Annotated in this window: 24 protein-coding genes; 22 read left to right on the forward strand and 2 right to left on the reverse strand. The window is 72.2% G+C overall.

Annotation, left to right across the window (positions count from 1 at the left end):
• The first annotated feature begins 73 nt into the window (after positions 1 to 73).
• The 5 genes from OIE12_RS24000 (at position 74) to ftsY (ending at position 7,908) form a co-directional block, all read left to right on the forward strand.
• Positions 74 to 355 (forward strand): acylphosphatase, encoded by a 282-nt coding sequence (locus tag OIE12_RS24000; RefSeq protein ID WP_329138605.1) that lies wholly within the window; start codon positions 74 to 76, stop codon positions 353 to 355.
• A gap of 378 nt (positions 356 to 733) precedes the next feature.
• Positions 734 to 937 carry a hypothetical protein gene (locus tag OIE12_RS24005; RefSeq protein WP_006139578.1) on the forward strand — a complete coding sequence of 68 codons (204 nt, stop codon included), beginning with the start codon at positions 734 to 736 and terminating at the stop codon, positions 935 to 937.
• 294 nt (positions 938 to 1,231) lie between these two features.
• Complete coding sequence (gene smc / locus OIE12_RS24010; protein WP_329138607.1) at positions 1,232 to 4,783, forward strand: chromosome segregation protein SMC; 3,552 nt, start codon at positions 1,232 to 1,234, stop codon at positions 4,781 to 4,783.
• Positions 4,784 to 5,061: 278 nt separating this feature from the next.
• Entirely contained in the window at positions 5,062 to 6,480 is a 1,419-nt protein-coding gene (locus OIE12_RS24015; protein ID WP_329138608.1) for a sugar porter family MFS transporter, read from the forward strand.
• 222 nt (positions 6,481 to 6,702) lie between these two features.
• On the forward strand, positions 6,703 to 7,908 hold the full coding sequence (ftsY, locus tag OIE12_RS24020; RefSeq protein WP_329138610.1) for a signal recognition particle-docking protein FtsY: 1,206 nt from the start codon (positions 6,703 to 6,705) through the stop codon (positions 7,906 to 7,908).
• A 208-nt stretch (positions 7,909 to 8,116) separates the two neighbouring features.
• Here ftsY and OIE12_RS24025 read toward each other — a convergent pair whose 3' ends face one another.
• Entirely contained in the window at positions 8,117 to 8,791 is a 675-nt protein-coding gene (locus tag OIE12_RS24025) for a bifunctional DNA primase/polymerase (protein ID WP_329138612.1), read from the reverse strand.
• Positions 8,792 to 9,272: 481 nt separating this feature from the next.
• On the opposite strand from OIE12_RS24025, the gene nsdA reads away from it, so the two are divergent.
• From nsdA to ffh, 5 genes are all read left to right on the forward strand, one after another.
• The gene (nsdA, locus tag OIE12_RS24030) at positions 9,273 to 10,748 is read left to right on the forward strand and encodes a transcriptional repressor NsdA (RefSeq protein WP_329138615.1); all 1,476 of its coding nucleotides are present in this window, start codon (positions 9,273 to 9,275) and stop codon (positions 10,746 to 10,748) included.
• Between the two features lie 229 nt (positions 10,749 to 10,977).
• A complete protein-coding gene (locus tag OIE12_RS24035; RefSeq protein WP_329138617.1) occupies positions 10,978 to 12,324 on the forward strand; it encodes an ammonium transporter in 1,347 nt (448 codons plus the stop codon).
• Positions 12,321 to 12,659 carry a P-II family nitrogen regulator gene (locus OIE12_RS24040; RefSeq protein WP_329138619.1) on the forward strand — a complete coding sequence of 113 codons (339 nt, stop codon included), beginning with the start codon at positions 12,321 to 12,323 and terminating at the stop codon, positions 12,657 to 12,659. Before OIE12_RS24035 ends, OIE12_RS24040 begins: the two co-directional genes overlap by 4 nt.
• Before the next feature lie 179 nt (positions 12,660 to 12,838).
• On the forward strand, positions 12,839 to 15,319 hold the full coding sequence (locus OIE12_RS24045; protein ID WP_329138621.1) for a [protein-PII] uridylyltransferase: 2,481 nt from the start codon (positions 12,839 to 12,841) through the stop codon (positions 15,317 to 15,319).
• A gap of 111 nt (positions 15,320 to 15,430) precedes the next feature.
• Positions 15,431 to 16,999, forward strand: a complete 1,569-nt coding sequence (ffh, locus tag OIE12_RS24050) for a signal recognition particle protein (RefSeq protein ID WP_329138622.1) — start codon at positions 15,431 to 15,433, stop codon at positions 16,997 to 16,999.
• Positions 17,000 to 17,118: 119 nt separating this feature from the next.
• Here the strand turns inward: ffh and OIE12_RS24055 are convergent, their stop codons facing one another.
• A complete protein-coding gene (locus OIE12_RS24055; protein ID WP_329138624.1) occupies positions 17,119 to 18,051 on the reverse strand; it encodes an SAM-dependent methyltransferase in 933 nt (310 codons plus the stop codon).
• Positions 18,052 to 18,552: 501 nt separating this feature from the next.
• Between OIE12_RS24055 and OIE12_RS24060 the strand changes: the two genes are divergently transcribed.
• The 12 genes from OIE12_RS24060 (at position 18,553) to OIE12_RS24115 (ending at position 26,889) form a co-directional block, all read left to right on the forward strand.
• Positions 18,553 to 19,149, forward strand: a complete 597-nt coding sequence (locus OIE12_RS24060) for a hypothetical protein (RefSeq protein ID WP_329138626.1) — start codon at positions 18,553 to 18,555, stop codon at positions 19,147 to 19,149.
• Between the two features lie 373 nt (positions 19,150 to 19,522).
• Complete coding sequence (gene rpsP, locus OIE12_RS24065) at positions 19,523 to 19,951, forward strand: 30S ribosomal protein S16 (RefSeq protein WP_329138628.1); 429 nt, start codon at positions 19,523 to 19,525, stop codon at positions 19,949 to 19,951.
• A gap of 5 nt (positions 19,952 to 19,956) precedes the next feature.
• Complete coding sequence (locus tag OIE12_RS24070) at positions 19,957 to 20,196, forward strand: RNA-binding protein (protein WP_003973401.1); 240 nt, start codon at positions 19,957 to 19,959, stop codon at positions 20,194 to 20,196.
• A gap of 136 nt (positions 20,197 to 20,332) precedes the next feature.
• On the forward strand, positions 20,333 to 21,004 hold the full coding sequence (rimM, locus tag OIE12_RS24075) for a ribosome maturation factor RimM (RefSeq protein WP_329138630.1): 672 nt from the start codon (positions 20,333 to 20,335) through the stop codon (positions 21,002 to 21,004).
• The gene (trmD, locus tag OIE12_RS24080; protein WP_329142167.1) at positions 21,004 to 21,837 is read left to right on the forward strand and encodes a tRNA (guanosine(37)-N1)-methyltransferase TrmD; all 834 of its coding nucleotides are present in this window, start codon (positions 21,004 to 21,006) and stop codon (positions 21,835 to 21,837) included. The genes rimM and trmD overlap by 1 nt, the downstream gene beginning before the upstream one ends.
• A 136-nt stretch (positions 21,838 to 21,973) precedes the next feature.
• Entirely contained in the window at positions 21,974 to 22,324 is a 351-nt protein-coding gene (gene rplS / locus OIE12_RS24085) for a 50S ribosomal protein L19 (RefSeq protein ID WP_006139561.1), read from the forward strand.
• Between the two features lie 96 nt (positions 22,325 to 22,420).
• Positions 22,421 to 23,173 (forward strand): signal peptidase I, encoded by a 753-nt coding sequence (gene lepB / locus OIE12_RS24090; protein ID WP_329138633.1) that lies wholly within the window; start codon positions 22,421 to 22,423, stop codon positions 23,171 to 23,173.
• Positions 23,166 to 24,266 (forward strand): signal peptidase I, encoded by a 1,101-nt coding sequence (gene lepB / locus OIE12_RS24095; protein ID WP_329138635.1) that lies wholly within the window; start codon positions 23,166 to 23,168, stop codon positions 24,264 to 24,266. Before lepB (OIE12_RS24090) ends, lepB (OIE12_RS24095) begins: the two co-directional genes overlap by 8 nt.
• Positions 24,151 to 25,164: a signal peptidase I gene (gene lepB, locus OIE12_RS24100; protein WP_329138637.1), complete on the forward strand. Its 1,014-nt coding sequence runs from the start codon at positions 24,151 to 24,153 to the stop codon at positions 25,162 to 25,164. Before lepB (OIE12_RS24095) ends, lepB (OIE12_RS24100) begins: the two co-directional genes overlap by 116 nt.
• 79 nt (positions 25,165 to 25,243) lie before the next feature.
• The gene (gene lepB / locus OIE12_RS24105; protein ID WP_329138639.1) at positions 25,244 to 25,987 is read left to right on the forward strand and encodes a signal peptidase I; all 744 of its coding nucleotides are present in this window, start codon (positions 25,244 to 25,246) and stop codon (positions 25,985 to 25,987) included.
• A gap of 4 nt (positions 25,988 to 25,991) precedes the next feature.
• On the forward strand, positions 25,992 to 26,525 hold the full coding sequence (locus tag OIE12_RS24110) for an NUDIX hydrolase (protein ID WP_329142169.1): 534 nt from the start codon (positions 25,992 to 25,994) through the stop codon (positions 26,523 to 26,525).
• Between the two features lie 55 nt (positions 26,526 to 26,580).
• The gene (locus OIE12_RS24115; protein ID WP_014675276.1) at positions 26,581 to 26,889 is read left to right on the forward strand and encodes a DUF2469 domain-containing protein; all 309 of its coding nucleotides are present in this window, start codon (positions 26,581 to 26,583) and stop codon (positions 26,887 to 26,889) included.
• Positions 26,890 to 26,915: the final 26 nt, after the last annotated feature.

A 26,915-nucleotide genomic window follows, 5' to 3' on the forward strand; every position in this document is an offset into this window, starting at 1 on the left:
TGGGTGGGGACGGTACCCCATGGCGCGGAGGAGGGAAGTGCCCGGACGCACATTGACCGGTTAGCGTGCGGCCATGAACGACGATGTGCGGCTGGTGGCGTGGGTGCGCGGACGGGTGCAAGGAGTGGGTTTCCGCTGGTTCACCCGGGCCAGGGCACTCGAACTCGGCGGGCTGAGTGGCTTTGCTCTCAATCTGGAGGACGGACGGGTCCAGGTGGTCGCCGAGGGCCCCCGGGAGCACTGCGAGGGGCTGCTGCGGTGGCTGCGCGGCCAGGACACGCCCGGAAGGGTGGACGGCGTCACCGAGATCTGGGACACACCTCGCGGGGGCTACGACGGCTTCGCCATCCGCTGACACCCGCCGCGTCCGCGCCGCCCGCACACCGGCGCGGACGCGGCCCCGGCGCCGTCACACACAGAAAAGTCCTGGTGGTTGCCAAGAAGCGGCCGCCGTGGCAGGCTCCGCACCTGACACCGGCGTATGCGTCCGAGGACCCCGCCGAGAGCAGCGCCGCCGCCCGCACCGGGCCGCGCGCCCCCGGGCCGTCCCCCGCCACGGCGTGATCGTGTTGACCGTCAAACTTTTTGGTGAGACGCTGAAAGCCCCGCGCACCTCAGCTGTTTGGCATGGCAGAACGGCAGCACCACAGCAGCAGTGCCAAGCACCGCGGATCCGATTCCCTCACGACCCACACCGCTTCGGTCGGTCACTCATTGTGGAGGACCATCCATCATGGCAAAGGCGCTTCTCGGTTACGTCGGTGGCTCCGACCCTCGACTCCTCGCCGAGATGCGACGGCTTCAGCAGCGTGTCCAGGACCTGGAAACCGAACTCGTACGGATCCAGGCCGAGAACGACGCGCTCGCGGCTGCCGCCTCTCACGACAGGATCATGGAGCACGTAGACGCACACCAGGCGGAGCCTGCGCTCACCTGATCGCTGCCACGCTCCCGGCAACACGGCAGTGACCGGGTCACCCGTACCCACCGCTCGGTTGTCGACGCTCGTACCGGAACAAGCACCGAACACACGCACCAAGAGTGGCAAGGGACGCCTCGGCGTCCCTTCTTTCTTGTCATTCCCGCATGCGCGTTCCTTGCGTGTTCAGTTGTTGTCCCCGCACCCTTTCACTTCCTTCACGGATGATGTGCCCTGCACATTCATGCGTGAAACCGCAAGGACCCGCACGTTCATGGAGAGCGTGCGGGGCGGCGGGTAGAGTCCGACGGCGTGCACCTCAAGGCCCTGACCCTCCGCGGGTTCAAATCGTTCGCCTCGGCGACCACGCTCCGGTTCGAACCGGGAATCACGTGCGTCGTCGGACCGAACGGCTCGGGCAAGTCCAACGTCGTGGACGCGCTCAGCTGGGTCATGGGCGAACAGGGCGCCAAATCCCTGCGCGGCGGCAAGATGGAGGACGTCATCTTCGCCGGCACCACCGGCCGCCCCCCGCTCGGCCGCGCCGAGGTCTCCCTGACCATCGACAATTCCGACGGCGCCCTGCCCATCGAGTACGCCGAGGTCACCATTACGCGGATCATGTTCCGCAACGGCGGCAGCGAATACCAGATCAACGGCGACACCTGCCGCCTCCTCGACATCCAGGAACTCCTCTCCGACTCCGGCATCGGCCGCGAGATGCACGTCATCGTCGGCCAGGGCCAGCTCGACTCCGTCCTGCACGCCGACCCCATGGGCCGCCGCGCCTTCATCGAGGAGGCCGCAGGCGTCCTCAAGCACCGCAAGCGCAAGGAGAAGGCGCTCAGGAAACTGGACGCGATGCAGGCCAACCTCGCCCGCGTCCAGGACCTGACCGACGAACTGAGGCGGCAGCTCAAACCGCTCGGCCGGCAGGCCGCCGTCGCCCGCCGCGCCGCCGTCATCCAGGCCGACCTGCGCGACGCCCGCCTCCGCCTCCTCGCCGACGACCTCGTACGGCAGCGCGAGGCCCTCGACGCCGAGATCGCCGACGAGGCCGCCCTGAAGGAACGCAAGGAGACCGCCGAACAGGCCCTGCGCGAGGCCCTGCGGCGCGAGGCCGCCCTCGAGGAGGAGGTGCGCCGGCTCACCCCGCGGCTCCAGCGCGCCCAGCAGACCTTCTACGAGCTCTCCCAGCTCGCCGAACGCGTCCGCGGCACCGTCTCGCTCGCCGACGCGCGCGTGCAGAGCGCCACCTCCGCGCCCGAGGAGGAACGGCGCGGCCGCGACCCGGAGGACATGGAGCGCGAGGCCGCCCGCATCCGCGAACAGGAGGCCGAACTCGAAGCCGCCCTGGAGGCCGCCCAGCGCGCGCTGGAGGACACCGTCGCCCACCGCGCCGAACTCGAACGCGCGCTCGCCCAGGAGGAGCGCCGCCTCAAGGACCTCGCCCGCGCCCTCGCCGACCGCCGCGAGCAACTGGCCCGGCTCGGCGGCCAGGTCAACGCCGCCCGCTCCCGCGCCGCCTCCGCCCAGGCCGAGATCGAACGCCTGGCCGCCACCCGCGACGAGGCGCGGGAACGTGCCGTCGCCGCCCAGGAGGAGTACGAGGCACTCAAGGCCGAGGTCGACGGACTGGACGCCGACGACGCCGGACTCGCCGAACGCCACGAGGCCGCCCGCCGCGCCCTCACCGAGGCGGAGGCCGCCCTCACCGCCGCCCGCGAGGCCACCACCACCGCCGAACGCGAACGCGCCGCCACCCGCGCCCGCCACGACGCCCTCGCCACCGGACTGCGCCGCAAGGACGGCACCGGCGCCCTGCTCGCCGCCCGCGATCGCCTCACTGGACTGCTCGGCCCCGCCGCCGAACTCCTCACCCCCGCACCCGGCCACGAGATCCCCGTCGCCGCCGCCCTCGGCACCGCAGCCGACGCCCTCGCCGTCACCGGCCCGGCCGCCGCCGCCGACGCCCTGCGCCTGCTGCGCAAACAGGACGCCGGCCGCGCCACCCTGCTCCTCGCCGGCGCCCCCGACGACGTACCGCCCGAGGAGGCCGACGGCCTCGTGTACGCCGCCGGGCTCGTCCGCGGCCCCGTCGAACTGATGCCCGCCGTACGCCGGCTGCTGCGCGGCCACGTCGTCGTCGACACCCTCCAGGACGCCGAGGAGCTGGTCCGCGCCCGGCCCGGACTGACCGCCGTCACCGCCGAGGGCGACGTCCTCGGGGCGCACCACGCGCACGGCGGCTCCGCCGGGGCGCCCAGCCTGCTGGAGGTGCAGGCCGCCGTCGACGAGGCCGCCGCCGAGCTGGAGGAACTGGCCGTGCGGTGCGCGGAGCTGGCCGATGCCCAGCAGGCCGCCACCGCCCGCCGCGCCGAGTGCGCCGCCCTCGTCGAGGAACTGGGGGAGAAGCGCCGGGCGGCCGAGCGGGAGAAGTCCGGTGTCGCCCAGCAGCTCGGCCGGCTCGCCGGACAGGCCCGCGCCGCCGCCGGGGAGGCCGAACGCGCCACCGCCGCGGCCGCCCGCGCCCAGGAAGCGCTGGAATCCGCCCGCGAGGAGGCCGAGGAACTCGCCGAGCGGCTCGCCGTGGCCGAGGAGATGCCCGTCGAGGAGGAGCCCGACACCGCCGCCCGCGACCGGCTCGCCGCCGACGGGGCCAACGCCCGGCAGACCGAGATGGAGGCCCGCCTCCAGGCCCGCACCCACGAGGAACGCGTCAAGTCGCTGGCCGGCCGGGCCGACGCGCTGGACCGGGGCGCCCGCGCCGAACGCGAGGCACGCGCGCGTGCGGAACACCGGCGGGCCCGGCTGCGGCACGAGGCCGCCGTCGCCCGGGCCGTCGCCTCCGCCGCCCGCCAGCTCCTCGCCCACGTCGAGGTCTCCGTCGGCCGGGCCGAGGCCGAGCGCGCCGCCGCCGAGGCCGCACGGGTGCGGCGGGAACAGGAACTGGCCCGGGCCCGCACCGAGGGCCGCGACCTGAAGGCGGAACTCGACAAACTCACTGATTCAGTTCACCGGGGCGAGGTACTAGGAGCGGAGAAGCGGCTGCGCATCGAGCAGCTGGAGACCAAGGCCCTGGAGGAATTCGGTGTCGAACCGGCAGGCCTCGTGGCCGAGTACGGCCCGGGCCAACTGGTGCCGCCCTCGCCCCCCGCCCAGGGCGAACAGCTGCCCGACGACCCCGACGACCCCCGCAACCTGCCGCGGCCCTATGTCCGCGCCGAACAGGAGAAGCGGCTGAAGGCGGCGGAGCGGGCCTACCAGCAGCTCGGCAAGGTCAACCCGCTGGCCCTGGAGGAGTTCGCGGCGCTCGAGGAGCGGCACCAGTTCCTCAGCGAACAGCTGGAGGACCTCAAGAAGACCCGCGCCGACCTGCTCCAGGTCGTCAAGGAGGTCGACGAGCGCGTCGAACAGGTCTTCACCGACGCCTACCGGGACACCGCACGCGAGTTCGAGGGCGTGTTCGGCCGGCTCTTCCCCGGCGGGGAGGGACGGCTGCTCCTCACCGACCCCGACCACATGCTCACCACGGGCGTGGACGTCGAGGCACGGCCCCCGGGCAAGAAGGTCAAGCGGCTCTCCCTGCTCTCCGGCGGCGAACGGTCGCTGACGGCGGTGGCGCTGCTGGTGTCGATCTTCAAGGCCCGGCCGAGCCCGTTCTACGTCATGGACGAGGTCGAGGCGGCGCTCGACGACACCAACCTCCAGCGGCTCATCCGGATCATGCAGGAGTTGCAGGAGGCGTCGCAGCTGATCGTGATCACGCACCAGAAGCGGACGATGGAGGTCGCCGACGCGCTGTACGGCGTGTCCATGCAGGGTGACGGGGTCTCCAAGGTCATCAGCCAGCGGCTGCACTGACGCGTCGGCCGGAGGATGCGCCGGGGCATCGGGCAGAGGGTGTGCCGAGGCGTCGGTCAGTGAAGGGCGCCGACCCCCTGTTCTTCAAGAAATGAACGAATGATGGTGACTCGCGTCCCCGAACCTCGAAAATCTCACATCCGTCACCCTATTGACTTCGGAACTTGAAGGCATAGCCTCTGTCATGTTGTTTTTACCTTCAGGTGTCGCCACAAGCGGCATCCGCGAGGGCTGACCCCACACCGGCAGCGAGGCCGGTGGCCCGAGGAGTTGTACACGTGACCAGCACTACGCAGGCACCCCGACCCGGAGCCGGAGCGGCTCACCCCGAACATCTCGGGCACGTCATCTTCATCGCGGCGGCGGCCGCGATGGGCGGTTTCCTCTTCGGCTACGACAGCTCCGTCATCAACGGCGCCGTCGAAGCCATCCGCGACCGCTACGACATCGGCTCCGCCGCACTGGCCCAGGTCATCGCCATCGCGCTGATCGGCTGCGCCATCGGCGCCGCCACCGCCGGCCGGATCGCCGACCGCATCGGCCGCATCCGCTGCATGCAGATCGCCGCCGTCCTGTTCACCATCAGCGCCGTCGGCTCCGCCCTGCCGTTCGCCCTGTGGGACCTCGCCCTCTGGCGCATCATCGGCGGCTTCGCCATCGGCATGGCCTCCGTCATCGGCCCCGCCTACATCGCCGAGGTCGCCCCGCCCGCCTACCGCGGCCGTCTCGGCTCCTTCCAGCAGGCCGCGATCGTCGTCGGCATCGCCGTCTCCCAGCTCGTCAACTGGGGCATCCTCAACGCCGCCGACGGCGACCAGCGCGGCAAGCTGATCGGCCTCGAGGCCTGGCAGGTCATGCTCGGCGTCATGGTCGTCCCGGCCGTCCTCTACGGCCTGCTCTCCTTCGCGATCCCCGAGTCGCCCCGCTTCCTGATCTCCGTCGGCCGGCGCGAGCGCGCCCGCGAGATCCTCGCCGAGGTCGAGGGCGACAAGATCGACTTCGACGCCCGCATCGCCGAGATCGAGCACGCCATGAAGCGCGAGGAGAAGTCCAGCTTCCGCGATCTGCTCGGCGGCAGCTTCTTCTTCAAGAAGATCGTCTGGATCGGCATCGGCCTGTCGGTGTTCCAGCAGTTCGTCGGCATCAACGTCGCCTTCTACTACTCCTCGACGCTGTGGCAGTCGGTGGGCATCGACCCCTCGGCCTCGTTCTTCTACTCGTTCACCACGTCGATCATCAACATCATCGGCACCGTGATCGCGATGATCTTCGTCGACCGGATCGGCCGCAAGCCGCTCGCGCTCATCGGCTCCGTCGGCATGGTCGTCGGCCTCGCCCTGGAGGCCTGGGCCTTCTCCGCCCACCTCGTCGACGGCAAGCTGCCCGCCACACAGGGCTGGGTCGCCCTGGTCGCCGCCCACGTGTTCGTCCTCTTCTTCGCGCTGTCCTGGGGCGTCGTCGTCTGGGTCTTCCTCGGCGAGATGTTCCCCAACCGGATCCGCGCCGCCGCACTCGGTGTGGCCGCGTCCGCGCAGTGGATCGCCAACTGGGCGATCACCGCGAGCTTCCCCTCGCTGGCCGACTGGAACCTGTCGGGGACGTACATCATCTACACGGCGTTCGCCGCGCTCTCCATTCCGTTCGTGCTGCGGTACGTCAAGGAGACGAAGGGCAAGGCCCTGGAGGAAATGGGCTGACGCGCCCGTCCCGAGACCGAGGAGACGGGCCAAGTCCCCGCTGCCCCTCTCCTCACCCGCCCGCCGCCCTGCCCCTCCGGGGGCGGGGCGGCGGTGTTCGACGGGGGCGCTGGGACGTTTTTCGCCCCCGCCGCCCCTACCGGCCGTCGGCCGACAACGCACCCCGCGCGCAGAGGCGGAGCCCTTCCCGCGCGCACCCCGTCGCGCATACTGGGACGCGTTATGGAAATCGTCATCCTTGCTGTAGTCATCGCCGTGGTCGTGATCGGCGCGCTCGGCGGGCTCGTGGTCGGCAGCCGCCGAAAGAAGCCGCTGCCCCCGGCGCCCCCCACGACGCCCGACATCACCGCCCCCCCGGCCGAGCCGCACGTCGGCGACGAGGCCGAGACGCCGCGCGAGGAACCGCGCCGGACCATCGAGGAGGTCGACCTACCCGGCGGCGGCACCGCCCCCGTCGTCGTCGAGGAGCCCCCGGCTCCGCCCGCCCCCGCGATCGAGGTCCCGGAGCCCACCGCCGGCCGGCTGATCCGCCTGCGCGCCCGCCTCTCCCGCTCGCAGAACGCGCTCGGCAAGGGCCTGCTCACCCTCCTCTCCCGGGAGCACCTCGATGAGGACACCTGGGAGGAGATCGAGGACACCCTCCTCACCGCCGACGTCGGCGTCCAGCCCACCCAGGAACTGGTCGAACGGCTGCGCGCGCGCGTGAAGGTCCTCGGCACCCGCACCCCGCAGGAGCTGCGCACCCTGCTGCGCGAGGAACTGCTGACGATCCTGGTCCCCGAGTTCGACCGCACGGTCAAGACCGACTCGAACCTCGACACCCCCGGCATCGTGATGGTCGTCGGCGTCAACGGCACCGGCAAGACCACCACCACCGGCAAGCTCGCGCGCGTCCTCGTCGCCGACGGCCGCAACGTCGTGCTCGGCGCCGCGGACACCTTCCGCGCCGCCGCCGCCGACCAGCTGCAGACCTGGGGCGAGCGGGTCGGCGCCCGTACGGTGCGGGGTCCCGAGGGCGGCGACCCCGCGTCCGTCGCCTTCGACGCGGTCAAGGAGGGCATCGAGGCCGGCGCCGACGTCGTCCTCATCGACACCGCCGGCCGGCTGCACACCAAGACCGGCCTGATGGACGAGCTCGGCAAGGTCAAGCGCGTCGTGGAGAAGCACGCCCCGCTCGACGAGGTGCTCCTCGTCCTCGACGCGACCACCGGCCAGAACGGCCTCGTCCAGGCCCGCGTCTTCGCCGAGGTCGTCGACATCAGCGGCATCGTCCTGACCAAGCTCGACGGCACCGCCAAGGGCGGCATCGTCGTCGCGGTCCAACGCGAACTCGGCGTCCCGGTGAAACTGGTGGGCCTCGGCGAAGGCGCCGACGACCTGGCCCCCTTCGAACCGGAAGCGTTCGTGGACGCCCTGATCGGCGACTAACACGGTCCCCCCGCGCCCCACAGGGGCGCGGGGAACTGCGCGACAAGCCCCCACTCACCCGCACTCCTCACTCAACCCCACCCACCCGAGCTCTCCCGGGGTCCAAGGGGCGGAGCCCCTTGTAAGGATGGGAAGGGCAAGGGCGGCGGGGGCGAAGAAGCCCAAGGCGACCCCACGCAACGCCCCGCACCCCCGCGCAGCGAACCCCCTACACCCGTGAGCGCGACCGATGCGCCACGTACGCCAACGTCCCGATCAACAACCGCGCCGCCGGCAACACACCCCCCGCCTCAACCCCCGGCGCCCGCAACCACCGCACAACCCCCCGCCCCGCCCGATCCGACGGCGGAGCCGTGATGCACGCCCCCACCCCCAACCCCCGCAGATCCAGCGCGGCGTCCTCCCACGCCATCCGGTACAACAACCCCGGCAACTCCGCCGCACCCCCGGGCGCCACGAAGAACTGCGCCCGCCCCTCCGGCGTCACCGCCACGGGTCCCACCGGCAGCCCCATCCGCTCCATCCGCACCAGCGCCCGCCACCCCGCCGCCTCACCGACCTCGATCACGTCGAACGCCCGCCCGACCGGCAGCATCACCGCGGCCCCCGGGAACTCGGCCCACGCCCGGTACGCCTCGTCGAGTGTGGCCCCCGCCCGCACCGGCGCCGCGAAGTCCAGCGGATGCGCCCCCGGCTCCGGACAGCCGGCCCGCCCGCAGGAACAGGCGCCCGCCGCGGTCCGCGCCCCGGGCACCACGTCCCAGCCCCACAGGCCGGTGTACTCGGCGACGGCGGTGCACTCCGGTGACCGGCCGCGGCGCCGGGCGCCGGACCTGAGGTCGCGGATGGTCCTGGTCCGAGTGGAGCCGATCGTGAAGCCCATACCCCCTCCAACGGGTCCGGCGCGCAGCTGGTTACGCACCGCAGCGAAGCGTGACCGTGAGTCCCCGGCGCGGTTGTCACGGCCGGGCCCGGCCGACGTGGGCGGCAGGAACGCCGCGGCCGGCGCCGTCCGGCGCGGGCAGCACCCGGGGTGGTGCGCTCCCCGCCGCGCGCCCCGTCGTGCATCCGTCCGCCCATCCCCGGCCGTCATGTGTCAAGTGAATCGCGCACCCGGCACCGTGAGTTCATTCGAAGGGGTGGCGAATGGTGGCGTTTCTGAAACGGCCGTGGTTGGAAGGGTGATCGTGGGACTACTGTGAGTGCACGAGTCCTGGGGCGCATGCACTCGTGGGTATGCCGGAGGCAAGGCGGTTTTCCGTTCGATGGGTGAGAACCGGCGGACGGAGGCGGCGCGGACCGGCATCCTGGTAGGGCGTTCGGCGCATCGGCGCACACGTGGTTTGAGGGATGGGGGCGTTCCAGTGGGCGGCAACGGCGGAAGCGGCACGATCGCTGACAAGCGCCCGAACGAATTGCTGACGTCATGGTTCGTGCGCAGCGGCTGGTCCAAGGGCGAGCTCGCCCGCCAGGTCAACCGCCGGGCCCGCCAGCTCGGCGCCAACCACATCTCCACCGACACCTCCCGCGTACGCCGCTGGCTCGACGGCGAGAACCCCCGCGAGCCGATCCCGCGCATCCTGTCCGAGCTGTTCTCCGAGCGCTTCGGCTGCGTCGTCGCCGTGGAGGACCTGGGGCTGCGCGCCGCCCACCGCGCCCCCTCGGTCTCCGGCGTCGACCTGCCGTGGACGGGCCCCGGAACCGTCGCCCTGATCAGCGAGTTCTCGCGCAGCGACCTGATGCTGGCGCGGCGCGGCTTCCTCGGGACCGCGCTCGGCCTGGCCGCCGGCCCCTCCCTCATCGAACCCATGCAGCGCTGGCTGGTCCCCGGACCGCCCGCCCCGCCGCGCGAGGAACCCACCTCCGCCTCCTCGCGCGGCCGGGGCCGGCTCTCCCGCCCCGAGCTGGAACTCCTGGAGACCACCACGGTGATGTTCCGGCAGTGGGACGCCCAGTGCGGCGGCGGCCTGCGCCGCAAGGCCGTCGTCGGCCAGCTCCACGAGGTCACCGACCTCCTCCAGGAACCCCAGCCCGCCGCCACCGCCCGCCGCCTGTTCAAGGTCGCCGCCGAGCTGGCCGAACTGGCCGGCTGGATGAGCTACGACGTGGGGCTCCAGCCCACCGCGCAGAAGTACTTCGTCCTCGCGCTGCACGCCGCCAAGGAGGCCGGCGACCGCCCTCTCGGCTCGTACATCCTCTCCAGCATGAGCCGCCAGATGATCCACCTCGGCCGCCCCGAGGACGCGCTCGAACTGGTCCACCTCGCCCAGTACGGCAGCCGCGACTGCGCCGGCCCCCGCACCCAGGCCATGCTGTATGCGATGGAGGCCCGCGCCTACGCCAACATGGGCCAGCCCGGCCGGTGCAAGCGGGCCGTCCGCATGGCCGAGGACACCTTCGCCGACGCCGACGACTGGGACGAGCCGGACCCCGACTGGATCCGCTTCTTCTCCGCCGCCGAACTCCACGGCGAGAACTCGCACTCCTACCGCGACCTCGCCTATGTCGCCGGCCGCAGCCCCGCCTACGCCGGGCTCGCCGAACCCGTGATGCGCGAGGCCGTCGACCTCTTCGCCCAGGACACCGAACACCAGCGGTCGTACGCCCTCAACCTCATCGGCCTGGCCACCGTCCACCTCCTCCAGCGCGAGCCCGAAGAGGGCGTCGTCCGCGCCCGCCAGGCGCTGGACGTGGCCCGCAAGGTCCGCTCGGAACGCGTCAACACCCGCATCCGCAAAACGGTCGACGCGGCCGTACGCGATTTCGGCGACCTCGCCGACGTCGTCGACCTCACCGAGCAGCTCGCCGTCCACCTGCCCGAGACCGCCGAAGCCGTCTGAGGCCCGCGGCGGGACGGCCACGGACACCGAAAGTCCCGCCTCGGACAGTTCACCGAGGCGTAACACACAGGCTGCCTTCGTCACTGCGGCGAAACACCGAGGGGCGCCGACCGAAACCGCGCTGCGCGACGCTCATGGCGCATAACCGGCCCACCCCTCCCATCCTCCCGGCTCAGGCTTCACCCCCACGGGGCCGTACGGGGCCGCACCACACGACGAGGAGACGCCGATGGCACCAGCCGTCACGCTCGCGGCGGACGCACCGGAGTTTTCGTCCGCCAACACAGGCTTCATGCTCATCTGTTCCGCCCTGGTCATGCTCATGACCCCGGGCCTGGCCTTCTTCTACGGAGGCATGGTCCGCGTCAAAAGCACGCTGAACATGCTGATGATGAGCTTCATCAGCCTGGGCATCGTCACCATCCTCTGGGTGCTCTACGGCTTCTCCCTCGCCTTCGGCACCGACAGGGGCTCCGTCCTCGGCTGGTCCTCCGACTTCGTCGGCTTCACCGGCATCGGCAAGATGGAACTGTGGAGCGGCTACACCATCCCGGTCTACGTCTTCGCCGTCTTCCAGCTGATGTTCGCGATCATCACACCCGCCCTGATCAGCGGCGCCCTCGCGGACCGCGTCAAATTCAGCGCCTGGGCACTCTTCCTCACCCTGTGGGCCACGATCGTGTACTTCCCGGTCGCCCACTGGGTCTGGGGCACCGGCGGCTGGGCCTTCGACCTCGGCGTCATCGACTTCGCCGGCGGCACCGCCGTCCACATCAACGCCGGTGCGGCCGCGCTCGGCGTGATCCTCGTCATCGGCAAGCGCGTCGGCTTCAAGCGGGACCCGATGCGCCCGCACAGCCTGCCGCTCGTCATGCTCGGTGCGGGGCTGCTGTGGTTCGGCTGGTTCGGCTTCAACGCCGGGTCCTGGCTCGGCAACGACGACGGCGTCGGCCCGCTGATGTTCGTCAACACCCAGGTCGCCACCGCCGCCGCGATGCTCGCCTGGCTCGCCTACGAGAAGATCCGTCACGGCGCGTTCACCACGCTGGGCGCCGCCTCCGGCGCCGTCGCGGGGCTGGTCGCCATCACCCCCTCCGGCGGCGCGGTCTCCCCGCTCGGCGCGATCGCCGTCGGTGCCATCGCCGGTGTGCTGTGCGCCATGGCCGTCGGCCTGAAGTACCGCTTCGGCTACGACGACTCCCTCGACGTCGTCGGCGTCCACATGGTCGGCGGCATCGCCGGCTCCCTCCTCGTCGGCCTCTTCGCCAGCGGCGGCGGCCAGTCCGACGTCAAGGGCCTCTTCTACGGGGGCGGCCTCGACCAGTTCTGGAAGCAGTGCGCCGGTGTCTTCGGCGTCCTCGCCTACTCGCTGATCGCCTCCGCGATCCTCGCCTTCCTCATCGACAGGACGCTCGGCATGCGCGTCACCGAGGACGAGGAGATGTCCGGCATCGACCAGGCCGAACACGCCGAGACCGCCTACGACCACACCGGAGCCGGCGGCGGCACGATCGGCTCCTTGGCACCGGGCCCGCTCGCCGCGGCCTCCGCAGCCTCCAAGAAGGTGGACGCATGAAGCTCATCACCGCGGTCGTGAAGCCGCACCGGCTCGACGAGATCAAGGAAGCGCTGCAGGCCTTCGGCGTCCACGGCCTGACCGTCACCGAGGCGAGCGGGTACGGCCGCCAGCGCGGCCACACCGAGGTCTACCGGGGCGCCGAGTACACCGTCGACCTCGTGCCCAAGATCCGCATCGAGGTCCTCGTCGAGGACGACGACGCCGACCAGCTCATCGACGTCGTCGTCAAGGCCGCCCGCACCGGCAAGATCGGCGACGGCAAGGTCTGGTCCCTCCCCGTCGACACGGTGGTACGCGTCCGCACGGGTGAGCGCGGTCCGGACGCGCTGTGACGCGCTGAGCCCCGCGCCCGTGGGGCGCGGGGCCGTCCCTCGGTGCGTTGTCGGCCGCGGGCCGGTGGGGGTACTTCGCGCAGTTCCCCGCGCCCCTCACCGGGGAGCGCCCCGACTGCGAAAGCGAGCCGGAGCCCCGGTCCCAGGTCATCCCACCCCTCCGTACGAAGGAGCCGTCCGTGCACCACCCCCATGGGGACAGCCCCCCGGACGACCCCGCCGGCTACGCCGCCGCCCGCGTACGCCTTCTCACCGAGGGCACGCCCCAGGGCCCCGCACGCCGCACCGCCCTCTCCCACCTCACCGACAACTGGCTCGCCACCCTCTTCACCACCGCGGCCGCGGCCGCCGGCACCGCAAGCGACACCGGCTCCGCCGGCACCCGTGGCGTCGCCCTGGTCGCCGTCGGCGGATACGGCCGCGGCGAGCTCTCCCCCCGCAGCGACCTCGACCTGCTCCTCCTCCACGACGGCACCGACCCCCACCGCGTCGCCGCCCTCGCCGACCGCCTCTGGTACCCCGTCTGGGACCTCGGCCTCGCCCTCGACCACTCCGTCCGCACCCCCGCCGAGGCCCGCAGGACCGCCGCCGACGACCTCAAGGTCCAGCTCGGCCTCCTCGACGCCCGCCACCTCGCCGGCGACCTCGCCCTCACCACCGCCACCCGCACCACCGTCCTCGCCGACTGGCGCAACCAGGCCCCCAAACGCCTCCCACAGCTCCAGGAACTGTGCGCCGAACGCGCCGCCCGCCACGGCGAACTGCGCTACCTCCTCGAACCCGACCTCAAGGAGGCCCGCGGCGGACTGCGCGACGCCACCGCCCTGCGCGCCGTCGCCGCCTCCTGGCTCGCCGACGCCCCCCGCGAGGGACTCGACGACGCCCGCCGCCGCCTCCTCGACGTCCGCGACGCCCTCCACCTCACCACCGGCCGCGCCACCGACCGCCTCGCCCTCCAGGAACAGGACCAGGTCGCTGCCGCCCTCGGCCTGCCGACCGCCGACGCCCTGCTGCGCCAGGTCTACGAGGCGGCGCGCGTCCTCTCGTACGCCGGCGACGTCACCTGGCGCGAAGTGGGGCGCGTACTGCGCTCCCGCGCCGTACGCCCCCGTCTGCGCGCCATGCTGGGCGGCGGCGGAAAGCAGCCCGCCGAACGCTCACCGCTCGCCGAGGGCGTCGTCGAACAGGACGGCGAGGCGGTGCTCGCCCGCACCGCACGCCCCGAACGCGACCCCGTGCTCCCCCTGCGCGCCGCGGCCGCCGCCGCACAGGCCGGGCTCCCGCTCTCCCCGCACGCCGTACGGCGCCTCGCCGCCACCACGCGCCCCCTGCCCACGCCCTGGCCCGCCGAGGCCCGCGAACAGCTCGTCACCCTGCTCGGCGCCGGCCGCCCCACCGTCGACGTCTGGGAGGCACTGGAGGCCGAGGGACTGATCACCCGGCTGCTGCCCGACTGGGAACGCGTCCGCTGCCGCCCGCAGCGCAACGCCGTCCATCTGTGGACCGTCGACCGGCACCTGATCGAGACCGCCGTGCGCGCCTCCGCGCTGACCCGCCGCGTCGGCCGCCCCGACCTCCTCCTGGTCGCCGCCCTGCTGCACGACCTCGGCAAGGGCTGGCCCGGCGACCACAGCGTCACCGGCGAGACCATCGCCCGCGACGCCGCCGCCCGCATCGGCTTCGACCGCGCCGACGCCACCGTCCTGGCCACCCTCGTCCGCCACCACCTGCTCCTCGTCGAGACCGCCACCCGGCGCGACCTGGACGACCCCGCCACCGTCCGCGCGGTCGCCGACGCCGTCGGCTCCCAGGGCACCCTCGAACTGCTGCACGCCCTTACCGAGGCCGACGCCCTCGCCACCGGGCCCGCGGCCTGGTCCTCCTGGCGCGGTTCCCTCGTCGCCGACCTCGTCGCCCGCGTCGCCGCCCGGCTCGCCGGGGACACCCCCGCCGAGCCCGACACCACCGCGCCCACCGCCGAACAGGAACGCCTCGCCGTCGAGGCCCTGCGCACCGGCGGCCCGGTCCTCGCCCTGCACGCCCGCGCCGAACCCCCGGCCGACGACGACCCCGGCCGCGACCGGCCCGAACCGCTCGGCGTTGAACTGCTGATCGCCGTACCCGAGCAGACCGGCGTCCTGCCCGCCGTCGCCGGCGTCCTCGCCCTGCACCGGCTCACCGTCCGCACCGCGGAACTGCGCGCCCTCGACCCGCCCGACGGCGTCGAAGGCTCCGTACTGGTGCTCGACTGGCGGGTCGCCGCCGAGTACGGCTCCCTGCCGCAGGCCACCCGGCTGCGCGCGGATCTCGTACGGGCGCTGGACGGCAGCCTGGACATCGCGTCCCGGCTCGCCGAACGCGACGCGGCGTACCCGCGCCGCCGGGGGGTTCCGGCGCCGCCGCCGCGGGTGACGGTCGCCGCGGCCGCCTCCCGGCACGCGACGGTGATCGAGGTCCGCGCCCAGGACGCCCCCGGCCTGCTGCACCGCATCGGCCGCGCCCTGGAGAAGGCGGGCGTACGGGTGCGCAGCGCGCACGCCGGCACCTTGGGCGCCAACGCCGTAGACGCCTTCTACGTGACCGGGGAGACCGGCAGCCCCCTGCCCCCGCGGGAGGCGACATCGGTGGCACGAGCGCTGGAGGAGGCGCTGGGGGAGTAGGGCCGCGCGGCCGGGGGAGCGGAACGATGCCGGGGTGAAGACCCAACCGTGCGGCTCCGGATACCCTGGAAGACGCTCAGACTGCCCCCGACTCCGAGGACCGACGCCGCCGTGTTCGACACTCTCTCCGATCGCCTCTCAGCGACCTTCAAAAACTTGCGCGGCAAGGGGCGCCTGAGCGAGGCGGACATCGACGCCACGGCGCGCGAGATCCGCATCGCACTGCTCGAAGCGGACGTGGCTCTCCCGGTCGTCCGTACGTTCATCAAGAACGTCAAGGAGAGGGCCCTCGGCGCCGAGGTCTCCAAGGCGCTCAACCCGGCGCAGCAGATCGTCAAAATCGTCAACGAGGAACTGGTCACGATTCTCGGCGGCGAGACCCGCCGTCTGCGGTTCGCCAAGCAGCCGCCGACCGTGATCATGCTCGCGGGTCTGCAGGGTGCCGGTAAGACCACCCTCGCGGGCAAGCTGGGCCGCTGGCTCAAGGAGCAGGGCCACTCGCCGCTGCTCGTCGCCTGTGACCTGCAGCGCCCCAACGCCGTCAACCAGCTCAGCGTCGTCGCCGAGCGCGCCGGCGTCGCGGTCTACGCGCCGGAGCCGGGCAACGGCGTCGGCGACCCGGTCAAGGTCGCCAAGGACTCCATCGAGTTCGCCAGGACCAAGGTCCACGACCTCGTGATCGTGGACACCGCCGGCCGCCTCGGCATCGACCAGGAGCTGATGCAGCAGGCCGCGGACATCCGCGACGCCGTCAGCCCCGACGAGATCCTCTTCGTCGTCGACGCGATGATCGGCCAGGACGCCGTCAACACCGCGGAGGCCTTCCGCGACGGCGTCGGCTTCGACGGCGTCGTCCTCTCCAAGCTCGACGGCGACGCCCGCGGCGGCGCGGCCCTGTCGATCGCCTCGGTGACCGGCAAGCCGATCATGTTCGCGTCGAACGGCGAGAAGCTCGACGACTTCGACGCCTTCCACCCGGACCGGATGGCCTCCCGCATCCTCGACATGGGTGACCTGCTCACCCTGATCGAGCAGGCGGAGCGGACCTTCAGCCAGGCCGAGGCCGAGAAGATGGCCTCCAAGCTGGCCTCCAAGAAGGGCCAGGACTTCACGCTCGACGACTTCCTGGCCCAGATGGAGCAGGTCAGGAAGATGGGGTCGATCTCCAAGCTGCTCGGGATGCTGCCGGGCATGGGGCAGATCAAGGACCAGATCAACAACATCGACGAGCGGGACGTCGACCGTACGGCCGCGATCATCAAGTCGATGACCCCGGCCGAGCGCCAGGAGCCGACGATCATCAACGGCTCGCGGCGGGCCCGTATCGCGCGGGGTTCCGGTGTCGAGGTCAGCGCCGTGAAGAACCTGGTCGAACGGTTCTTCGAGGCGCGGAAGATGATGTCGCGCATGGCACAGGGCGGCGGAATGCCCGGCATGCCGGGGATGCCCGGCATGGGTGGCGGTCCCGGCCGGCAGAAGAAGCAGCAGAAGAAGGCCAAGGGCAAGCAGCGCTCGGGCAACCCGATGAAGCGCAAGCAGCAGGAGCAGGAGGCTGCGGCCCGCCGTGCGGCCGCCGCCGCGCAGGGTGCCGGCCAGGGCGGCGACGCGTTCGGGCTGCCGCAGCAGGGCGCAGGCCAGGACTTCGAGCTGCCGGACGAGTTCAAGAAATTCATGGGCTGAGCGGGCGGCGCCAAGGCCCTGAGCGGGGCCTGAGCGGGCGGCGTGACGGGCCGGCGGGCGGCGCCACGGACCGGACGGGCGGCGACCGGGAGCGACCGGAGTCGCCCCCGGTCCGCCGATCACCCCCTCCGGGCGACCAGATAGCGGAAGACGTTCGGCATCCACACCGTGCCGTCCTCGCGCACATGCGGATGCAGTGCCTCCGCCAGCTCCTTCTCGACCTGCTCCTCGTCCGTCACGGCGAGGGCCGCGTCGAACAGACCGGTGGACCTGAGCCCCCGTACCGCGCTGCCCGTGTCCGCGTAGCCGAACGGGCAGGCGACCCGCCCCGACCCGTCCGGCCGCAGCCCGGCCCGCTGCGCGGCCTCCTCCAGCCGGTCGCGGCCGGCCGGCCGCCAGCCGGCGGCCCCCGGCGACGGAACGGCACCGGTGTCCCCGTCGGCGTCCCCGCCGCGCACCGGATCCGCCAGCTTCGCCGCCACCCGCAGAACGGACGCGGTCGCGCACCGCTCCGCCGGCCCCCACCCGGCGAGCACCACCGCGCCGCCGCGCTCCGCCAGCGGCGCCGCCTCCCCGAGTGTCTCGACGAGGCCTTCGGTACCGCCGGACGGGGGACCGAGGGGTTCGAACACGGTGACGACGTCGTACCCGGGGCGTCCGGACGGCGGGGCCGCGTCACCGGGCGCCCCCTCCACGAGTCGCGCACACCCCGGCGCGGGCTCCCGCGCGGGCGCCCCCGCGTGCGGGGCCTGCGCGCCCGCGCCCGGCAGCAGCCGCTCCCGCGCGAGCGCCAGCAGCTCGGTGTGTCCGGTGTCCACCCCCGTCACCGCCGCGCCCCGCGAGGCCGCCAGCAGCAGCGCCAGCCCGGAACCGCAGCCGAGCCCGAGCAGCCGCGTACCGGCGCCCACACCGAGCCGGTCGTAGACCGCCTCGTAGAGCGGGACCAGCATCCGCTCCTGGATCTCGGCCCAGTCCCGTGCGCGGGCGTGTGCGTCCACGCGGGGCGGGGAGCCGGCGTGTGCCGGAGGCCGTCGCACGAGCGTAGGTGTCATCAAAAGCGCCCCAATCCGCCGAGAGTTGCCCCTGTGCCCGATTCCGTGGCCCCCGTGACGTGCGCGCGCTCCCCCCGTATGCCAGGAAACTCCGCACCTGTCGTGACGTCCAGTGGTCGCGGCACACTGCTTGCGACGCGTCGCCACTCCTCGGGGTACCGCATACGGGACGGAGTACGCCGTCGGCGCCGCGCCCCGTCCGTGCCCCGTGCGCCCCCGGGGCGGGGCCGGTGCCGTGGCGGCGCCGGGTACCCGGTAACGTCGGGGCGGCCGGGGCCCGTTGGGGCGCGTGCGAAGGCCGACGGGGCTCCCGCGGCCGCCGGCTACGCGGCTGTCCGTACGTGCGACTACGCACCAGCTTGGTATGAGCTGTGAGGCTTCTCCGGGGATCGGCGCACCCGCCCTCGTCGCGACGCATCAGCCGCAACTGACGGGTACGTGCAAATTATTTGGGATGGCCCGGAATAGGAACACAGGAGCCCTCCGGCTCGTTGTCATTACGTGAGCACGACACCAACTGTTCTCGCCGCAGAGCTGGCGCAGGCGTGGGCCGACATTCAGCGGCACCACCCCGAGCTGCCCGACCTTGCCGCACCCGAATCCCTGATCGGGGAGTCGTCGTCCGCCTGCGGACACGAACTCTCCTTCGAGCGCCTGCTTCACGAGGCGGTCCACGGCATCGCCGCCGCCCGCGGCATCCGTGACACCTCACGCGCAGGCCGCTACCACAACCGCCGATTCCTCGCGATCGCCGAGGAGCTGGGCCTGGACCACCCCGACGAGCCGCATCCCAGCAGCGGCTTCTCGCTGGTCACGCTCAATCCCGAGGCCAAGCGGAGGTACCGACCCACGATCGAGCGGCTGCAGCGCGCGCTGAAGGCCCACTCGGCGGCGACGGCCGCCGACACGGCCCGCTCGTTCCGCGGTCCCGCCGCCCGCCACGGCTCCTCCGGCGGCGGCGTCCGTGTCAAGGCCGTGTGCGACTGCGGGCGCAACGTCCGCGTCGTCCCGTCGGTCCTGGCCCAGGCGCCGATCATGTGCGGCGGGTGCGGAAAACCGTTCCGCATCCCGGAGGTCGTGGGCGCAGGCGTGGGCTGACCCTTCCGGCATCTCGTGGATGCCGGGAAGGTCCGGCCGTCGCCGGCCCACCGCGTACACCCGCTCGAGGGCCCGCACCCTGCGGGAGCGCACCCCGCGCAGGGCGGGCCGGTCCCAGCCGCACCCCGCGCGCGGCCGTCCACGGACGGCCCCGCGCCGGGTGCCGCTGAGGGCTGCCCGAGCGCGGGCCGCGGCCCCGTCCCCCGGGGACGGCGCGCCGCGCGGTGTGTGGCACAATGGCTAGCTGTACTCGACAGCCGCACAGGACCCCTCTCTCCTCCGGCTGACGCGTCCGTCGGGCACTCGGGTACCGCAACCCCACGCGGCTTCCTCGCCGTGCCCAACCACGTCAAATCCAGGAGAACCCACTCCCGTGGCAGTCAAGATCAAGCTGAAGCGTCTGGGCAAGATCCGTTCGCCTCACTACCGCATCGTCGTCGCCGACTCCCGTACCCGCCGTGACGGCCGGGCCATCGAGGAGATCGGTCTGTACCACCCGGTGCAGAACCCCTCGCGCATCGAGGTCGACGCCGACCGTGTCGCGTACTGGCTCTCCGTCGGCGCCCAGCCGACCGAGCCCGTGCTCGCCATCCTGAAGAAGACCGGCGACTGGCAGAAGTACAAGGGCGAGCCCGCCCCCGCGCCGCTGCTCCAGCCGCAGGAGAAGTCGGCCCGCCCGGTGTTCGAGTCCCTCGGCGGTGACGACGAGGGCAAGGGTGAGGCGATCACCCAGAAGAAGAAGGCCGAGAAGAAGGACGAGGCCGCCGCCGAGTCCTCTTCCACCGAGTCGACCGAGGCCTGAGCAGCATGCTCGAAGAGGCGCTCGAGCACCTCGTGAAGGGCATCGTCGACAACCCTGACGATGTGCAGGTGGCCTCGCGCAACCTGCGCCGCGGTCGTGTGCTCGAGGTCCGGGTCCACCCCGACGACCTCGGCAAGGTGATCGGCCGCAACGGCCGCACCGCACGCGCACTGCGCACCGTCGTGGGTGCCATCGGCGGCCGCGGTGTCCGCGTCGACCTCGTCGACGTGGACCACGTCCGCTGACGCGTCATCGCAACCGGCTCGGGCCGGGGAGGGCCACCGCGCCCGCCCCGGCCCGCAGTCGTTTCCAGGCGCCCCGGAGCCGTCCCCGACGTCCCGGGTGCCCGTCCCCGACGTTTCGGACAGGAGATCTTCCACAGTGCAGCTGGTAGTCGCACGGATCGGCCGCGCCCACGGCATCAAGGGCGAGGTCACCGTCGAGGTCCGTACCGACGAGCCGGAGCTCCGGCTCGCCCCCGGCGCCGTACTCGCCACCGACCCGGCCTCCGCGGGCCCCCTCACCATCGAGACCGGCCGGGTGCACAGCGGCCGGCTGCTCCTGCGCTTCGAGGGCGTGCGCGACCGCACCGCCGCCGAGGCCCTGCGCAACACCGTCCTGATCGCCGACGTCGACCCCGACGAGCTGCCCGAGGGCGAGGACGAGTACTACGACCACCAGCTCATCGACCTCGACGTCGTCACCGAGGACGGCACCGAGGTCGGCCGCATCACCGAGGTCTCCCACCTGCCCTCGCAGGACCTGTTCGTCGTGGAACGCCCGGACGGCACCGAGGTGATGATCCCCTTCGTCGAGGAGATCGTCACCGTCATCGACCTCGCCGAGCAGAAGGCCGTCATCGACCCGCCGCCCGGGCTGATCGACGACCGCGCGGAAATCGCCTCCGCGCGCGCGGACGACGCCGCCCCCAAGGGCGATGCCGCTCCTGAGGACGACGCCGCCCCTGAGGGCGATGCGGCTCCTGAGGGCGACGAAAACGCCGCCGGCAAGGACGACGACGCCCCCGGCGAGACCCCGGGAGCGCGGGCGTGATGCGGCTCGACGTCGTCACGATCTTCCCCGAGTACCTGGACCCCCTGAACGTCTCCCTCGTCGGCAAGGCCCGCGCCGGCGGCCGGCTCGATGTGCACGTGCACGACCTGCGGTCCTGGACCTACGACCGTCACAACACCGTCGACGACACCCCCTACGGCGGCGGCCCCGGCATGGTCATGAAGACCGAACCGTGGGGCGACGCCCTGGACACCGTCCTCGCCGACGGCTACGAGGACGGCGCCCACGGCCCCGTCCTCGTCGTCCCCACGCCCAGCGGGCGGCCCTTCACCCAGGAGCTCGCCGCCGAGCTGTCGCAGCGCCCCTGGCTGGTCTTCACGCCCGCGCGCTACGAGGGCATCGACCGCCGGGTCACCGACGAGTACGCGCGGCGGCTGCCCGTCTACGAGGTGTCCATCGGCGACTACGTCCTGGCCGGCGGCGAGGCGGCCGTCCTGGTGATCACCGAGGCCGTCGCCCGGCTGCTCCCCGGCGTCCTCGGCAACGCCGAGTCCCACCGCGACGACTCCTTCGCCCCCGGCGCCATGGCGAGCCTCCTGGAGGGCCCCGTCTACACCAAGCCGCCCCACTGGCGCGGCCACGGCATCCCCGAGGTGCTGCTCAGCGGTCACCACGGGAAGATCGCCCGCTGGCGCCGTGACGAGGCCCTCAGGCGCACCAGCGCCCACCGCCCCGACCTCATCGAGGGCTGCCCGCCCGCCGCCTTCGACAAGAAGGACCGCGAGATGCTCTCCATCCTCGGCTGGGCCCCCGACCCCGAGGGGGAGCCCCACGGCCGATTTTGGCGCAGGCCGCACGACGTGGAAGAATAGGCCGCTGTTGTCCGGAGTCCGGCGCGCGCCCCTGCCACAGGGGGACACGACGCCCGCCCCGACCCCGACGGCAACCATCCTTCATCGCACTCGTTCCGTTGATGACCTGTGGCATCAGCGAAGAAAGCAGATTGACATGTCCCACCTGCTCGACACCGTCGACGCCGCGTCGCTGCGCAGCGACGTCCCGAACTTCCGCCCGGGCGACACCGTCAACGTCCACGTGCGCGTCATCGAGGGCAACCGCTCCCGTGTGCAGCAGTTCAAGGGCGTCGTCATCCGCCGCCAGGGCTCCGGCGTCCGCGAGACCTTCACGGTCCGCAAGGTCTCCTTCTCCGTCGGCGTCGAGCGCACCTTCCCGGTGCACACCCCGATCGTGGAGAAGATCGAGCTCGTCACCCGCGGCGACGTGCGCCGCGCCAAGCTGTACTACCTCCGTGAGCTGCGCGGCAAGGCCGCGAAGATCAAGGAGAAGCGCGACAACTGAGCGCGCTGCCGGACGCACCCGCGGGCGCGGTCGGCGAGTGCGCCGAGGGGCGCACTGACGGGGTCCACATCGCGGGCCGGATAGCATCTGGCCCCGATGGACACCGAAACACCGCACGTGGAACGCGACCGTTCCTCCCGCCTCCCCGACTCCGAGGATCCCTCGGACACGGAGGGGCCGGAGGAGCGGTCGCGTTTTTCGTGGGCCTCCCGCGCTTCGTCGGCCTCCCGCGTGTCGGGGATCTCCCGCGCCGTGCGAGGGCTCCCCGGCGGGCGTCTCACGCTCGGCGCGCTGCTCTGCCTGCTCGCCCTCCTGCTGTTCAGCACCTTCGTCGCCCAGCCGTTCGAAATTCCCAGCGGTTCCATGGAGAACGGATTGAGGATCGGGGACCGCGTTCTCGTAAATAAGTTGGCGTACCGTTTCGGTGCACCGCCGCGGCGCGGCGATGTCGTCGTGTTCGACGGGGCGGGGAACTTCGGAAACGGGGACTACGTCAAACGCGTTGTCGGTGTGGGCGGCGACCATGTGGTCTGCTGCGACAAGGAGGGGAGGCTCGAGGTGAACGGCCGGCCGGTCGACGAGTCGTCGTTTCTGCATCCCGGTGACACTCCGTCCGACGTCCCCTTCGACGTCGTCGTGCCCGAGGGCAGGATCTTCGTCCTCGGCGACCACCGTGCGGACTCCAGCGACTCCCGGGACCGCCTGGGCGCGCCCGGCGGCGGCATGGTCCCGGTCGGCGACGTGATCGGGCGGGCCGAGTGGATCGTGTGGCCCGCGGGGCACTGGACGCACCTGGAGCGGCCCGGCGCCTACGCGCGCGTGCCCGCCGCGGACGGTGCCCATGGGTAACCGGGGCCGACCCCGCGGAGCGGGCCCCAGCGGTTCCGCCGCGGACAATCTGCTGCCCACCGGCTCCCGCCGGGCCGGCGCACCGGCCGGCGGCGGGCCCACCGGGCGCAGCCGGGCCGAGCGGCGCAAGCTGCAGCGCAAGGTCAAGCGCAAGCGGCGGCGCAGCGCCGTGCGGGAGATACCGATCCTTGTCGGCGTCGCGGTCCTGATCGCGCTGGTCCTCAAGACCTTCCTCGTCCAGGCGTTCGTGATCCCGTCGGGCTCCATGGAGAACACGATCCAGATCGGCGACCGGGTCGTCGTCGACAAGCTCACCCCCTGGTTCGGCTCCGAGCCCGAGCGCGGCGACGTGGTGGTCTTCCGCGACCCGGGGAACTGGCTCGCGGGCGAGAAGACCACCAAGAAGGACGACCCCGTCGTCGTCAAGCAGATCAAGCAGGGCCTCGTCGCCATCGGCCTGCTGCCCTCCGACAACGACCGGGACCTCATCAAGCGGGTCGTGGCCATCGGCGGCGACACCGTCAAGTGCTGCGACAGCGACGGCCGTATGACGGTGAACGGCATGCCCCTGGACGAGCCGTACATTCACCCGGGGAACAAACCTTCGGACTTCGCCTTCTCGGTCACCGTGCCGCAGGGCCGGCTCTGGGTCATGGGCGACCACCGCGCCAACTCGGCCGACTCCCGCTACCACCGTTCCGAGAAGTACGGCGGCACGGTCTCGGAGAAGTCCGTCGTCGGCCGCGCGGTCGGCATCGTCTGGCCGTTCGGGCACTGGACGCGGCTGCGGGAGCCGAACACGTATGCGTCGGTGCCGAACGGGACGGCCACCGCGTCGGCCGCGTCGCATAGGGTGGCGTCCTCGGACCGAAACGGAATGATCCCTCTCCCGACCCCTGCGGAACTCCCGCTCGTTATGGGAGTGGTGGGCCTGCGCCGACGGTGGCGCGGGCGGCGGCACAAGGTGAGGAGTGGATGTGGGGGATTTGGCGGTCGGCGCGCGGTCCGGACAGGATGGTCCGGAAGACGAGCCCGAGCGATCCGACGGAACGGCGTCCCCGGCAATGAAAGACACCGCGTACCCCGGGAGTGACCCCGGGGACGGCGAGCACACCGGTCCCACCGAAGCGGCACCCGGCCCCGGGGACGGCGGCTCCGGCACCACGGAGAGCGGCGGCTCCCGGAAGGGCGGCCCGAAGAAACCGCGCTCCTTCTGGAAGGAGCTGCCGCTGCTCATCGGCATCGCGCTGGTGCTCGCGCTGCTGATCAAGACCTTCCTGGTGCAGGCGTTCTCGATCCCGTCGGCCTCCATGGAGAACACCCTCCAGATCGGCGACCGGGTCCTCGTCGACAAGCTCACCCCCTGGTTCGGCTCCGAGCCCGACCGCGGCGAGGTCGTCGTCTTCCACGACCCCGACAACTGGCTCGCGGGCGAGCCCACGCCCACCCCCAACCCGGTGCAGCGGGTCCTCGGCTGGATCGGCCTGATGCCGTCGGCCAACGAGAAGGACCTCATCAAGCGGGTCATCGGCGTCGCCGGCGACACCATCGAGTGCAACGGCACCGGCCCGCTGAAGGTCAACGGCAAGCCTCTCGACGAGACGTCGTACGTCTACGCCGGGAACACCCCGTGCAGCGTCGACGACGAGGGCGGGAAGTTCAAGGTCACGGTACCCGCGGGCAAAATCTGGGTCATGGGTGACCACCGGCAGAACTCGCTGGACTCCCGCTACCACCGCTCCGACAAGAACGGCGGCTTCGTCCCCGTCGGCAACGTCGTGGGCCGCGCCATCGTCATCGCCTGGCCCCCCACCCGTTGGGACACGCTGCCCGTTCCCGACACCTTCGACCAGAACCTGAGCGCCGCCGCGGCGCCCGACGCGCTGGCCCTGGCGGGCGTCGCCCCGCTGGTCCTGTGGCGCAGGCGCCGCCGCACCGAGCGGGTTACCGGCGGAAAGACCCGGGTTTCCGGCGGCGGTACCGCCGGGTAGGGTGCCGTCCCGTATCTCCGATCCTCCGCGCCCCCACCCGGGCGGCGGAGGCATATCTCCGACGCGGGGGAGCACTGGGATGAGCGGGACAGGTCGTACGGGCGGGGGCCGCGGGCGGCTCGGCAGCGTGCTGTCGAACATCGCCGTGGCCCTCGGCTGTGTCCTCTTCCTCGGCGGATTCGGCTGGGGCGCCCTCGTGTACAAGCCCTACACGGTGCCGACCTCCTCCATGACGCCCACCATCGACGCCGGCGACCGGGTGCTCGCCCAGCGCGTCGACGGCGACGACATCGAACGCGGTGACGTCGTCGTCTTCCGGCAGAAGAGCTGGGGCAACGCGCCCATGGTCAAGCGGGTCGTGGCGGTCGGCGGCGACACCGTCGGCTGCTGCACCGACGGCAAGCTGACCGTCAACGGCAAGCAGATCGACGAGCCCTATCTGCCCGCCGGCCAGTCCGCCGAGTCCAAGAAGATCCCCACCCTCACTGTGCCCAAGGGCCGGCTCTTCCTCCTCGGCGACGAGCGCAGCGGTTCCCTCGACTCCACCGCCCACCTCACCGAGGCCGGCAGCGGCACGGTGCCGCGCAGCGCGGTGGACTCCCGCGTGGACGCCGTCGCCTGGCCGATGAACGGCATGCTGGCCCGCCCGACCGGGTTCGAGACGCTCGGCCCGCTCTCCTCGCCGGGGCCGCTGCGGATCATCCTCGCCGCGATTGTCGCCGGGGTCGTACTGATCCTGGGCGGAGCGGCGTACGGGCCCCTCGCCAAGCGCCTGGGCGGCAGGCGGCCGACGTCGCGGAGGGAGCCGGCGGGTGTCCACTGAGCCGGTGCCGGCGGCACCGCGGGCCGCGGAGGAAACGGCTCCCCAGGACGCCGAGCCGCGGCTGCGCAGGGTGGCCCGTGTGGTGCTGCTCGATCCGCAGGACCGCGTCCTGCTCCTGCACGGACACGAACCGGACGACCCGGCCGACGACTGGTGGTTCACCCCGGGCGGCGGACTGGAGGGCGAGGAGACCCGCGAGGAGGCCGCCCGGCGGGAACTCGCGGAGGAGACCGGCATCACCGACGTCACGCTGGGCCCCGTGCTGTGGCGGCGCCGCTGCTCCTTCCCCTTCGCCGGGCGCCGCTGGGACCAGGACGAGTGGTACTACCTGGCCCGTACCCACCAGACCGAGACGGCGCCGACGGCCCTGACGGAACTGGAGCGGCGCAGCGTCGCCGGTGCGCGGTGGTGGACGTGCCGGGAACTGACCCTCACCCGTGAGACGGTGTATCCGACCAGACTCGCCGGGCTGCTGCGCAGGCTGCTCGACGACGGTCCCCCGGCCGCGCCGGAGACCCTCGACACCGAAATCGTCTAGGGGCACGCGGGGCTGGCGCACAATAGGGGGACGCACGGCTGAAGGGGAACATGCCATGAGCGCCGAGGACCTCGAGAAGTACGAGACCGAGATGGAGCTGAAGCTCTACCGGGAGTACCGCGATGTCGTCGGTCTGTTCAAATACGTGATCGAGACCGAGCGGCGTTTCTACCTCACCAACGACTACGAGATGCAGGTGCACTCCGTCCAGGGTGAGGTGTTCTTCGAGGTGACAATGGCGGACGCGTGGGTCTGGGACATGTACCGGCCCGCCCGCTTCGTCAAGCAGGTACGGGTTCTCACGTTCAAGGACGTGAACATCGAGGAGCTGAACAAGAGCGACCTCGAACTGCCGGGCGGCTGAGAGGGCTGAGCCCGGCGGTGCGGATC

The organism is Streptomyces sp. NBC_00670 (genome assembly GCF_036226765.1).
Classification (GTDB): domain Bacteria; phylum Actinomycetota; class Actinomycetes; order Streptomycetales; family Streptomycetaceae; genus Streptomyces.